Source organism: Pseudoalteromonas sp. PAST1, from assembly GCF_021532515.1.
Taxonomy (GTDB): domain Bacteria; phylum Pseudomonadota; class Gammaproteobacteria; order Enterobacterales; family Alteromonadaceae; genus Pseudoalteromonas; species Pseudoalteromonas simplex.
Genome location: NZ_JAKGBH010000021.1, coordinates 42,462 through 55,328, shown reverse-complemented (window position 1 = coordinate 55,328; position 12,867 = coordinate 42,462). Strand labels below are relative to the sequence as shown.

10 protein-coding genes are annotated in these 12,867 nt (G+C 40.8%); 7 read left to right on the top strand and 3 right to left on the bottom strand.

Features of this window, described 5'->3' with window-relative positions:
* Positions 1-100: 100 nt before the first annotated feature.
* Complete coding sequence (locus L1272_RS11960) at positions 101-556, top strand: hypothetical protein (RefSeq protein ID WP_194442164.1); 456 nt, start codon at positions 101-103, stop codon at positions 554-556.
* Positions 557-593: 37 nt separating this feature from the next.
* Here L1272_RS11960 and ppx read toward each other — a convergent pair whose 3' ends face one another.
* The 3 genes from ppx to L1272_RS11945 all read right to left on the bottom strand — a co-directional run bounded on the left by ppx (position 594) and on the right by L1272_RS11945 (position 4,822).
* Positions 594-2,081 carry an exopolyphosphatase gene (ppx, locus tag L1272_RS11955; RefSeq protein ID WP_194442162.1) on the bottom strand — a complete coding sequence of 496 codons (1,488 nt, stop codon included), beginning with the start codon at positions 2,079-2,081 and terminating at the stop codon, positions 594-596.
* Positions 2,074-4,155, bottom strand: a complete 2,082-nt coding sequence (gene ppk1, locus L1272_RS11950) for a polyphosphate kinase 1 (RefSeq protein ID WP_194442160.1) — start codon at positions 4,153-4,155, stop codon at positions 2,074-2,076. Before ppk1 ends, ppx begins: the two co-directional genes overlap by 8 nt.
* Positions 4,156-4,315: 160 nt before the next feature.
* Entirely contained in the window at positions 4,316-4,822 is a 507-nt protein-coding gene (locus tag L1272_RS11945; protein ID WP_187489490.1) for a glycine cleavage system protein R, read from the bottom strand.
* A 347-nt stretch (positions 4,823-5,169) separates the two neighbouring features.
* On the opposite strand from L1272_RS11945, the gene L1272_RS11940 reads away from it, so the two are divergent.
* The 6 genes from L1272_RS11940 to L1272_RS11915 all read left to right on the top strand — a co-directional run bounded on the left by L1272_RS11940 (position 5,170) and on the right by L1272_RS11915 (position 12,811).
* Positions 5,170-7,404 carry an ABC transporter permease subunit gene (locus L1272_RS11940; RefSeq protein ID WP_194442158.1) on the top strand — a complete coding sequence of 745 codons (2,235 nt, stop codon included), beginning with the start codon at positions 5,170-5,172 and terminating at the stop codon, positions 7,402-7,404.
* Positions 7,405-7,419: 15 nt separating this feature from the next.
* On the top strand, positions 7,420-9,069 hold the full coding sequence (pstA, locus tag L1272_RS11935; protein ID WP_054552474.1) for a phosphate ABC transporter permease PstA: 1,650 nt from the start codon (positions 7,420-7,422) through the stop codon (positions 9,067-9,069).
* 26 nt (positions 9,070-9,095) lie between these two features.
* A complete protein-coding gene (gene pstB, locus L1272_RS11930) occupies positions 9,096-9,923 on the top strand; it encodes a phosphate ABC transporter ATP-binding protein PstB (RefSeq protein ID WP_054552475.1) in 828 nt (275 codons plus the stop codon).
* A 47-nt stretch (positions 9,924-9,970) separates the two neighbouring features.
* On the top strand, positions 9,971-10,672 hold the full coding sequence (gene phoU, locus L1272_RS11925; protein WP_054552476.1) for a phosphate signaling complex protein PhoU: 702 nt from the start codon (positions 9,971-9,973) through the stop codon (positions 10,670-10,672).
* Between the two features lie 150 nt (positions 10,673-10,822).
* Complete coding sequence (locus L1272_RS11920) at positions 10,823-11,500, top strand: TIGR00153 family protein (RefSeq protein WP_054552477.1); 678 nt, start codon at positions 10,823-10,825, stop codon at positions 11,498-11,500.
* A gap of 42 nt (positions 11,501-11,542) precedes the next feature.
* Positions 11,543-12,811 carry an inorganic phosphate transporter gene (locus L1272_RS11915; RefSeq protein WP_054552478.1) on the top strand — a complete coding sequence of 423 codons (1,269 nt, stop codon included), beginning with the start codon at positions 11,543-11,545 and terminating at the stop codon, positions 12,809-12,811.
* The last annotated feature ends 56 nt before the right edge of the window (positions 12,812-12,867 follow it).

Here is a 12,867-nt window from a genome sequence, read left to right as displayed (position 1 = left end):
AAGTTACACATTTTATTTTTAACTTACTGATAATTGGTTTGTTTATTGCTGGTGTGATTTATGCAAAGTCATATTAAATTGATTTTAATAAGGAATGCACATGCAAGTTAAAACAATAAAACAAGTTTATGATTGGACCGTGTTATTTCATACTCAAATGGCAGCCAATTTCCACAGTGTTAAAGACTTACTGGACGAGCATAATCAAATGCTGGTGGATTATTACCTGCAATATGAGAAGAAACTGGCAGAAGATCTCGTTGGCTTTAAAGCCATTACAGAAATAAACACGCTTGATACCTATTGCTATGAGTATTTTGCTGAAAACCCAGAGCTAATTACTTTTAACGATATCAGCACAGATCAGCAAATTGATGAAAAGGCGATTCAGGTTTACTTAACCACGCAACACCAAAAAGTAATCGACTTATACGAATACTTGGTATCGCGAGCTGATACAGAGCAAAGCAAAGAAAAGCTCGAACGTTTACTTGAGCTTGAACATCAAGGCCTTAAGCAAATGATGCAAAGCTCAAACCGCCATATGGATATGTAATCGATTAATCTATTAATCTATTAATCTATTAATCAGCTTAATGAAAATCGAGTAAGAAGCCGACTTTTTTAAGGTATTTTTGCTCTTGCTGTAAGTCAGCTAAAAGCAAGGTATGTTCTTTAAGCCACTTATTGTGAAACTTTAAGAACATACTATTTTGCTTGGCTGTTACCTCAAGTTTAAAACCTTGATCGGTAATACGCTTTTGATTCAGTAGTACCGCTAAGCGCAAAATCACAATAAGCTGCAATATTTCATAATGCTGCATGGTATGCAGTGCCGGAAACTCTTCTAAGCGGATCTTTTTCCGATAAAAACGGATCATGCAACTAAGCAAGGTTTGTTGTTGCTGCGTAAAGCCAGGTAATTGGCTATTCGCCACGATATACGCGCTGTGCTTATGTATCCCTGATGAATTAACCCCTAAGCCAATTTCATGCAGCTGCGCAGCCCAATCCAATAAATTTATGTGATCTGAGTCGGTCAGATGCCATGTCTCTCTTACTTGTTCAAACAGCCACTTTGCAGTTGTCGAGACACGATTAGCATGCTCTTTATCTATGGCGTTACGTTCAGATAAATTCTCTATGGTATTTGTGCGAATATCCTTATGGGCGAGCTTTTGCTGCATTTCATGAAGCAGGCCTTCACGCAGTGAAAAGTCGCTGTACTGCATCGCTTCGATTTTAAACAGTCTAAATACCGCGATTAAAATGGCTAAACCTCCACAAATACTCACTTGCCGCTCAGGCGTAAGACCTTCAATTTGCAGCGCTTGTACTTGTTTTGCAGCAATAAACTGGGTTTTTAGTTCTAATAATCGCTCTAAAGTAATTAGCTCTTGCTCTGCATCGTTGGCATTGATCATGGCAAGGATAGATTTAATTGTGCCAGATGTTCCCACCACAGATTGCCAGCCAGCCGATAAGTAATTAGCAAAAATCACTTCGAGTTCTTGTTCTGCGCGAACTTCTGCTTTAGCGAAGCGCTTAGCAGTGATTTGTCCATCTGCAAAATACTGCTTGGTATAACTAACACAGCCCATGTTGCGACTAGCAAGTAACTTGTGCTTAAAGTGTTTACCAATGATGAGTTCAGTACTGCCGCCACCGATATCAATAACTAAGCGGTTTTCATCGTGATGAATATAATGGGCAACACCTTGGTAAATTAAACGTGCTTCTTCTTGCCCTGATATAACTTCAATCGGGTAAGGAAACACCTTACTTGCTTGCGTTAAGAACGAATGAATATTTTTCGCGCGGCGTAATGTGTAAGTTGCCGCCACTTTGACATTCTCAAGGGGAAAGTCCTGTAAGGTAGTAGCAAACTGCTTAAGAATCGCCAGCGCGCGCTCTATAGCTTCTTGGCTTAAGTGATTTTTATCATCTAAACCATCAGCTAAATAAACGCGCTGCTTTTCTTTGTGTAAGATTTGCAAAGAGCCATCGACCTCTCTTGCCACCACTAAATGAAAACTGTTTGAGCCTAAATCAACGGCAGCAATTGAGGGATAATCATTCATTATTATAGTTACTTTCCCATTTCTTAAGGTGGTCATAAATGGCAATTTGCGAGCGAATTTTTTTACGATTGCCACGGCGCACATAGCTGTTTTTTTGTTCGCTATCGATTATGCGCGCTTTTGATCTATCTTTAAACTGTAGCTCAAGAATATCAATAATAAGCTGTTTTAATTTTTCATCATAAATCGGTGTGGCGACTTCAACACGGTGATCAAGATTTCGAGTCATCCAATCCGCTGATGAAATATACACTTTTTCTTCGCCATTATTATGAAACACCATCACCCGAGGGTGCTCTAAAAAGCGGTCAACAATACTAATAATACGAATGTTATCGTTCACGGCAGAGGGCACTAATGAACACATGCCACGCACAATAATGCGAATTTTTACGCCGCGTCTTGCGGCAAAATAGAGGTGATCAACCAGCTCTTTATCAACAAGATTGTTTATTTTTAGCGTAATTTTGCCAGCCTTACCATGCTCTACATTGGTTATTTCAGCATCAATTAGCGACATAATAGTTTGTCGTGCGTTGACTGGTGATAGCATCAAGTGATCAAACTGAAATGGTTTATAGCTACTTTCGATGAATCTAAAAACGCTATCGCACTCTTCGCTAATACCTTCATGTCTGGTAAATAAACTAAAGTCAGTATAAATTTTGGCAGTTTTCTCATGGAAGTTACCCGTGCCTATATGGGCGTACTTCACGATGTTGTTCTTTTCTTTACGATGAATAACGCATAACTTGCTGTGCACTTTCAATGCAGGAATACCAAAGATTACTTTAACACCGGCATTACTCAGAGTTTTTGCCCATTCAATATTGTTTTGTTCATCAAAGCGCGCTTTCAGCTCAACCATTACGGTGACATGTTTGCCATTTTTTGCTGCATTAATAAGTGTAGAGATAAGACGAGATTGACTCGCAACGCGATAAATATTGACCTTAATTTGGGTAACATCAGGGTCAAAAGCGGCTTGGCGTACAAACTCAAGTAAATGGTTAAAGGTGTGATAAGGGTAATACAGTAAAATATCTTGCTCTGAAATGGCATCAAACACACTTGAGTGATTGTTAAAAGCCGTGCTTTGTAATGCAGGCAGTGGTTTGTTTTCTAAATACTGACGACCAACATTCGGAAACGCAATAAAATCGCGGAAATTACGGTAACGACCGCCGGGGATCAACGCATCATGTTGACTAATATTAAGACGCTTTTTCATCACTTTAAGCATTTCAGCTGGCATGCTCTCGTCATAAACAAGGCGCACAGGCTCAGCAGAAATACGTTGCTTAAGACCCTTTGACATTTTATCGAGCAAGCCTTCTTCTAGCTCATCATCCAAATTGTACTCGGCATCACGGGTGAGTTTGATGGCGTAGCATTGAATATCATCAAAGCTAAAAAAGCTGCTAAACACATCGCGAATAAAGTAGGCGATGATGTCATCTAGCATCACGATGGTTTTGTGACGGCGTGTTTTCTCTGGTGGCAAAATAACAAAGCGAGATACGCGGTCAGTGGGCACTTCCATCATGGCATAATGACTTTTTTGATTGGTCATCTCGACGAACAAATAGGTCATGGTGTCGTTGATTTGATCTGAGTAGTCTTTCTTTTCAGAGAGTAAAATCGGCAATATGTGTTGTAGCACATTGTCGTGGAAGAATTTTTTCAGCCAACTCAAATGAAATTCAGACAACTCTTCTGGTTGTTCAACATGAATATTATGCTCGTTTAAGTCATTTAAAATATCTTTATGAATTTGGTTAAACTTTTTACCAAGCTGGAGCACTTTACTTTGGATCTGATGAAGTAATATTTCGTCTTCTTCAAAGTTCGCATCAGGAATTTTATTAAGTAATATGCGGCGCTTTACATCGGCAACACGGACACGGAAAAACTCATCCATGTTGTTTGAGTAAATACCTAAAAAGCGCATGCGCTCAATAATCGGGTTCGATTTGTCTTTGGCTTCTTGCAGCACGCGTTCATTAAAAGACAGCCAACTTAGCTCTTTGGCAAAGTAATTAACGGCTTGAGAAGAAGAATGTGATGCGTTCATCTGGTTTTCCAACGTTTATAGCTAGTTAGAATATAGAGGATGCAGATGACGTTTATATGACGTATTTATCACTTTTATGACATACATGTCAGTTTTGTGACATGTATGTCATTAATTTTAAAGCTTAGTTTAAGTTTAAATATCCCTATAAACTTGCTTGTTATGCGTCCTCAATATCAACAATTAGATCTGTGGTAATAGACTCAAGTGCGCTAATCACTTCGTCTTTGTTCATGCCTATTGGCAAAGCAACGGTCGCAACAGCACTAAAAATTGGCACGCCCCAGTTAGGTGCACTTTGTTGTTTTGAATTTAGGTGAGTGATATTCGCTCCTTTGTGACGAATAACGCTGGCTAGCTCTTGTACAATGCCTGGTCTGTCGTTACCAGTAATCACGAAGTTAATTTCCTCAGACGGAACATCAGGCAAGGTATCAGTTCCACGTTCAATTCGAACTTCAAGATAAGGTAAGCTGTGAAGGGCATCTTGTAATTCTTGCAAATGCTCTTCAGGTACTGCGGCTTCGATAATTCCGGCAAAATGACCTGCAAGGTGGCTCAAATTACTTGTCAGCCAGTTACCATGATGGTTTAAAATTGTGGCAGAAATATCTTCAACTAGGCCGGGTTTGTCTGGCCCTAAAATAGTAATTACTAACTGCTTCATACTTAAATCTCTATAAAAAAGCCTCAGAAAAATGCAATAAAAGGGAGGAGGCGTTGGTTAAAAATGATTCTTATTGTTGAAAAAATAAGTCTCATTGAGTATTGATGCTGTTTTAATGTTTGTCCAATTTTTTCACTGTAGTTATAAAAAATTAGTTATAACAATTTGTTAGCTTGATTGTGGTACTGTAATAAAAGTGCTCCACAATGACTTATTTTGGTCATTTTTTAACTTTAAAATACGTCCCTGAAATACTCGCTTTATTACACTGAATTATGACGTTTGTAACATTACTGTCATCTTGGTGAAATATAATTCGCGCAACGTTAAGTTTTAAGGGTGTTTTGATGACTTCCAATCCGAATAAACCTACCTTTCATACGGATAGAAGCCGTCTATTTAAAGACAGGTTTGCCAAGTGGGGTATTTCCGCGGGTGGCGTAATGGTGCTTGTAGCACTGCTACTCATATTCTTTTACCTTCTTTATGTTGTTCAACCTATTTTTGAATCAGCAAAAGTAGAAACACGTAATAGTGTAAAACTACAAAATGCGTCAGAAGTTGTTGGCCTTGGCATTGAAGAGCAAACAGAAGTTGCCTTTTTACTCGGTGAAAAAGGTAATGTGGACTTTTACAATGTTGAAAAAGAGCAATTTGGTAAAAAGATCACCACTCTTAATACAGAATTACCAAGCGATGTAAGCAGCTTTGCAAGCTCTGCACCGTTTCAGGGGCAATACGCATACGGCCTAGAGAATGGCTCTGTTGTTGTGGTTGCGCCAAAATTCTTAGTGACATTCCCGAACAACCAACGCCAATTAACACCGCGTTTAGATTATCCGTTGGGTGATATGGCGCTTGAGGTTGACGATCAAGGTGCGGCAATCACTAAATTTGCATTTAGCCACTACGAAGATAAAACAGCTGTTGTTGCTTTAACCGCTGACAAGCGCGTTTTATTTAGCAGCTTTGTGGGTGAAGAAAACATGTTCACCGGCGAAGTAGAGTGGGTTGTTGAGCGTACTGAGCTTGATATCGAAGGTCGTGTTGATGAGCTATTAATTTCACCTGATACAACACGTACATTCGTGCGTTCAGCAAATCAAATTTACGTATATGATACCCGTTACCCTTCTGAAGTTGAGCAAATCCAACTGCTTGCAGCGAACGAAGAAAACGCGAACCTAGTTTCAACTCAGCTATTAGCGGGTGCCAACTCACTGATGCTTGCTAACGATAATGGCGAAGTATCACAGTGGTTTGAAGTAAACACTGAAAATGGCCGTGAGTTCCAAAAGATTCGTGCATTTGAAACCAGCAAGCAATCGAAACTAAATATTTTTACTGAGTTCTATCGTCGTACCTTCTTCACAGCGGGTGCTAACGGTGAGCTTGGTATTTATTACACAACCAGTGATGCAAAACTGTGGCAAGGTAAAGTAAGCGAAGGTCCAATTCAAAACTTTGCTATTTCACCACGTTCAAATGCGGCACTGATTCTTGCTGATGACGCGTTAAAAGTGATTGAAATCCATAACGAGCACCCAGAAGTAACCTGGTCTGCATTATGGCAAGAAGTGTGGTACGAAGGCTATCCAGAGCCGGGTTATATCTGGCAGTCAACGTCTGCGAGTGATGACTTTGAATCTAAGTTCTCGTTAGTGCCAATTTCATTCGGTACGATTAAAGCTGCAATGTACGCAATGTTATTTGCGGTACCCATTGCGCTTTCAGCGGCAATTTACACGGCGTACTTTATGTCGAGTGAATTACGTAAAGTGGTTAAGCCGACTGTAGAAATTATGGAAGCATTACCAACGGTAATCTTAGGTTTCTTAGCTGGTCTTTGGTTAGCACCATTAATTGAAGAACATTTACCAGCGATTGTCGGATTATTGGTGTTGCTGCCAATTGGTATCTTATTAACTGCATTCGGCTGGAACAAACTACCGGCGTCAATTCGTCACCGTATTCCTGAAGGTTCGCATTCAATTTTACTTATCCCAGTGGTTATCTTTATTGGCTGGTTATCGTTTGCGATGAGTAACTCAATTGAGCTTTGGATGTTTGACGGTAATGTGCGTCAGTACCTAACCAATGAATTAGGTATGACATTCGACCAACGTAACTCACTAGTTGTTGGTATTGCGATGGGCTTTGCTGTTATCCCAACTATTTTCTCAATTGCTGAAGATGCGGTATTCAGTGTTCCTAAGCACTTATCAAACGGTTCATTAGCACTTGGTGCAACGCAATGGCAAACATTGGTTCGCGTAGTACTACTAACAGCAAGCCCGGGTATCTTCTCAGCAGTAATGATGGGCCTAGGCCGTGCGGTAGGTGAAACAATGATTGTACTAATGGCAACAGGTAATACACCTATTATGGACTGGAGTATCTTCCAGGGTATGAGAACACTTGCAGCGAATATCGCGGTAGAAATGCCAGAGTCTGAGGTAGGTAGCTCGCATTATCGCATCCTATTCTTAGCAGCATTTGTATTATTCATATTCACATTCGTTTTCAACACAGTGGCTGAGTTTGTTCGTCAGCAACTGCGTGAAAAATACAGTTCAATGTAGGTGGAGAGACACGACATGGTAAAGCAGTGGTTTAAGTCTGGTTCTCCTTGGATTTGGATGACCGGCGGTGCGGTAAGCATCAGTTTAATCTCGGTTCTTGGCTTACTAGCCATGATTGCTTGGAAAGGTTTAAGCTTTTTCTGGCCATCAGAAGTAGTGCAATTTGAGCTGCAAGGCTCTGTTGCAAAACAAACAGTGATCGGTGAAATTTATGACCGTGAACTAGTTGCAAAATCACGTATTGAGGCGACGGGCGTTGATTTATCTCATTACGACAAAGAGCAGCTAGAGCGCTTACTGATCAAAACCGGTAACCGTGAGTATGTTGATCTCGATTTCCGTTGGGTACTAGAGACAGACATTACATCGCGTACTGCGCCAGCAGAGCTTGCAGTATTCGAACGTAGCAAAAACGGTAACTTTTACGGTTATGTTGAGCAGGTTATTAAAGACGGTGAAGTTATCACAGATAACAAAATAGACGTGCTTTATGATCTTGTAGAGCGTGCAGTTGACCTAAATGACCAAGCACTCGATTTACAAAACGGTGATATTGGTCATATTAACTATGAACTTGAGCGTTTACGCTTAAAAGAAAAAGCATACCAGCTTGATAACGAACTAACCGATGAGCGTGTTGCTGAGCTTGCACAAACTCGTGCTGAGTTACGTGCTGAATACACAGTGTTAGAAAAACAGTTGTTTGCACTTCGTAAAGAGGCAAAGCGTGACCAAGTAACTGTGAGAGACATGCGCGGTGAAGTGGTTACTTTACCTCTGTATCAAGTTCTTGATGTGTGGTTCCCTAATGACATGGGCTTCTTTGCTAAGCTTGGTCACTATTTTGTACAACTTGGTAAGTTTGTAGCGGATGACCCACGTGAAGCAAACACTGAAGGTGGTGTATTCCCGGCAATTTTCGGTACTGTATTCATGGTATTACTAATGGCAGTGATTGTGACGCCATTTGGTGTGGTTGCAGCGATTTACTTGCATGAATACGCAGCAAAAAATGCCGTGACTAAGATGATCCGTATCGCGGTAATCAACCTTGCGGGTGTACCTTCGATTGTATACGGTGTATTTGGTCTAGGTTTCTTTGTATACATGCTCGGTGGCAGCATTGACCAATTATTCTACCCTGAGTCGTCGCCAAGCCCAGTATTTGGTACGCCAGGTGTGATTTGGTCTGCATTAACGCTCGCAATTTTAACGCTGCCTGTTGTTATTGTTTCGACAGAAGAAGGTTTATCACGTATACCAAGTACGGTTCGTCATGGTTCATTAGCACTTGGCGCAACAAAAGCAGAAACGCTATGGCGCATCATCATTCCGATGGCAAGCCCTGCGATTATGACAGGTTTAATCCTAGCGGTTGCACGTGCAGCCGGTGAAGTAGCACCACTCATGCTTGTTGGTGTTGTTAAGATGGCACCAACACTGCCTCTTGACGGTAACTTCCCATACATACATTTAGATAGAAAATTTATGCACTTAGGTTTCCATATTTACGATGTTGGTTTCCAAAGCCCTAACGTAGAAGCGGCTCGTCCGCTGGTATATGCCACGGCATTCTTACTGGTATCAGTAATTATCGCCCTGAATATCACCGCGATTGGTATTCGTAACCACTTACGCGAAAAGTTTAGAGCTCTTGAGCATTAATACAGAATTTTTATAGGTAGACAGAGATGATTACAGTTGCACCACAAGTAAACCAAGCGAAAAGCGCGGCAAAGCTAGATTTAGATAACCTAACTGCAGAGCAAACAGCGTTAGAGATTAAAAACTTAGATCTATACTACGGTGATAAACAAGCGCTTAGCGGCGTAAATATGAACATCCCGAAAGGTCAGGTAACAGCATTTATCGGTCCATCGGGTTGTGGTAAATCAACACTTTTACGTTGTATCAACCGTATGAACGACCTTGTTGATAGCTGTCGTATTGATGGTGAGATCTTACTACATGGTCACAATATCTATGATAAGAATGTAGATGTTGCTGCACTACGAAGAAATGTCGGGATGGTATTCCAACGTCCTAATCCATTTCCAAAATCAATCTACGAAAATGTCGTTTATGGCCTACGCTTACAAGGTATTAAAGAAAAGCGTAAACTAGACGAAGTGGTTGAACAATCTTTACGTGGCGCGGCGTTATGGGATGAAGTTAAAGACCGTTTACACGATAGTGCATTTGGCTTATCGGGTGGTCAGCAACAGCGTCTTGTAATTGCTCGCTCAATTGCTATCGAGCCTGAAGTACTACTTCTGGATGAGCCTACATCGGCACTAGATCCAATTTCTACTTTAGTTATCGAAGAGCTAATTAACGACTTAAAGAATAAGTTTACCGTGGTAATCGTTACTCACAACATGCAACAGGCTGCTCGTGTATCAGACCAAACTGCGTTTATGTACATGGGTGAGTTGATTGAGTATTCAGATACCAATACGTTATTTACAACACCAAGCAAGAAGAAAACAGAAGACTACATTACAGGCCGTTACGGTTAGTTAATAAAGTTACTTGGTACCGTAAACGAAATTTATAGAGGTAGACAATGGAACATAATATCAATAAACACATTTCGGGCCGCTTTAATGAAGAGCTTGAAAATGTGCGTAACCATGTATTAAACATGGGTGGTTTAGTTGAACAACAACTAAACAGTGCACTGGATGCTGTTAGCAATGGTGATGCAGATCTTGCACAGAAAGTTCGTGAAAACGACTATAAAGTAAATGCAATGGAAGTGAATATTGACGAAGAATGTACACGCATTATTGCTCGTCGTCAGCCGGCAGCGAGTGACTTACGTCTTGTCATTGCCATTGCAAAAACAATTGCCGACTTAGAGCGTATTGGCGATGAAGCTGAGCGTATTGCTAAAGTCGCACTAGACTCATTTACTAAAGATCAGCAAGACTTATTGGTAAACATTGAAAACATGGGTCGCCAAGTATCGAAAATGCTTCATGATGTACTTGATGCATTTGCACGTATGGATGTGCAATGTGCGTTTGAAGTACATAAAGAAGACGCTAAAGTTGACCGTGAATACGAAGCAATTACCCGTCAAATTATGACATATATGATGGAAGATCCACGCTCAATCCCGAAAATTATGGATTTAGTGTGGTCAGTACGTTCATTAGAGCGTATTGGCGATCGCTGCCAGAATATTGCTGAATACATCATCTATTTTGTTAACGGTAAAGATATTCGTCATACATCTCAAGCAGATATAGAAAAGTCGCTGTAATTAAGCCGCTACTTTTCATTACTAAATCGAGCGGCCCTAGGGCCGCTTTGTGTTTTATTGCTGATGTAAGGCAGAAAAAGCGTTCACAATCGAACACAATGCTGTAAAATTCGCAGCTGCCAAAGCATACTAATTTATAAAGGGTCAGTTATGCCTACAAATGCATTTTTAGGGGTTTTTGCTAAATCACCTATTAAGCCTATGGAAGATCACATTAAGAAAGTACATCAAGCAAGTAAAGCATTGATCCCTTTCTTTAATCACGTGTTTAAAGAAGAATGGCAAGAAGCGGAAGAAATCCGTTTAAACATTCGTAATTTAGAGCGTGAAGCTGATGAAATGAAACGTAACATCCGCCTTCAACTACCTCGTGGCTTATTTATGCCAGTTGAGCGTACCGATTTGCTAGAGCTTGTTACTCAACAAGACAAAATTGCTAACAAAGCAAAAGATATCGCAGGTCGTGTAGTTGGTCGTGAGATGATCATACCTACCGAAATCCAAACAGATTTCCTTGCTTATGTAACTCGTTGTGTTGATGCGACTAAACAAGCGTCAAAAGCAATCAATGAGCTAGATGAGCTGCTTGAAACGGGCTTCAAAGGTCGCGAAGTGACTTTAGTTGAAAAAATGCTCGTTGAATTGGACGCTATTGAACAAGACACGGATGACATGCAGATCAAAATTCGCCGTCAATTGCGCGCCATCGAAAATGAACTTAACCCAGTCGACGTGATGTTCTTATACAAGATCATTGAGTGGGTGGGCGAGCTTGCAGATATTGCAGAGCGCGTAGGTTCTCGTCTTGAGCTGATGTTAGCTCGTTAATTAAAAATCAGTTCAAACACGAAAAAATTAAAGGTTCACACAATGGATATCATTGCAAATTACGGCACGTTATTGGTTTTAACTGCCGCCGCAGTCGGTTTCTTTATGGCTTATGGTATTGGTGCAAATGACGTTGCCAATGCAATGGGTACATCAGTAGGCTCAAAAGCACTTACAATTAAACAAGCAATCATCATCGCGATGGTGTTTGAATTCGCTGGCGCATACCTTGCCGGTGGTGAGGTTACATCTACAATCCGTAAAGGGATTATCGATGCCACGCCATTTATGGACATACCTGAGTTAATGATACTCGGTATGATTGCCGCTTTATTCGCTGCAGGTAGCTGGTTATTAATTGCCTCTTTCTTAGGCTGGCCAGTATCTACGACTCACTCAATCATTGGTGCCATCATTGGTTTCGCATTGGTTGCAGTAGGTAGTGAAGCAATCCAATGGAACAAGGTAATGGGTATCGTAGGTAGCTGGATTGTTACCCCTGCTATCTCTGGTTTTATTGCTTATTTGATTTTCATGAGTGCGCAAAAGCTAATTTTTGACACTGATGCACCACTTAAAAATGCTAAGCGTTACGTGCCTATCTATATGGGTCTAGCGGGCTTCATCATGTCACTTGTAACAATCAAGAAAGGCTTGAAGCATATCGGTATTAACTTAGGTGCTGTTGAAGGTTATGCGCTTTCTATCGCGATTGCTGTTGTAGTTGCTATCATCGGTAAGATTGCGATTGCTCGCCTTAAAATCGATCCTAAAGCTGATAAGAAAATGCAGTTCAACAACGTTGAGAAAGTGTTCGCAGTACTTATGGTACTAACAGCATGTTGTATGGCATTCGCACACGGTTCAAATGACGTTGCTAACGCGATTGGTCCATTAGCTGCTGTTGTAAACATTGTTGAGCACAACGGTGAAATCGCTAAGAAAGCGGCTATCGCATGGTGGATTTTACCATTAGGTGGTTTAGGTATTGTTGCTGGTCTTGCTATCTTAGGTAAGAAGGTAATTAAGACCATCGGTGAAGGCATCACGCACTTAACACCAAGCCGTGGTTTTGCTGCTGAACTTGCTGCTGCTTCAACAGTTGTTATCGCATCAGGTACTGGTTTACCTATTTCTACTACGCAAACACTTGTAGGTGCGGTACTAGGTGTTGGTATGGCACGCGGTATTGCGGCTCTTAACATGGGTGTTGTAAGAAACATTGTAGTTTCTTGGGTAATTACATTGCCAGTTGGCGCAGCCCTTGCTATTGTTATTTTCTATGTACTGAGAACTGCCTTCGGGGTATAAAAAGTACTAAAAGACTTTTAGCTTGAAAAGATCTCAATGCCTTAGGTATTGGGGTC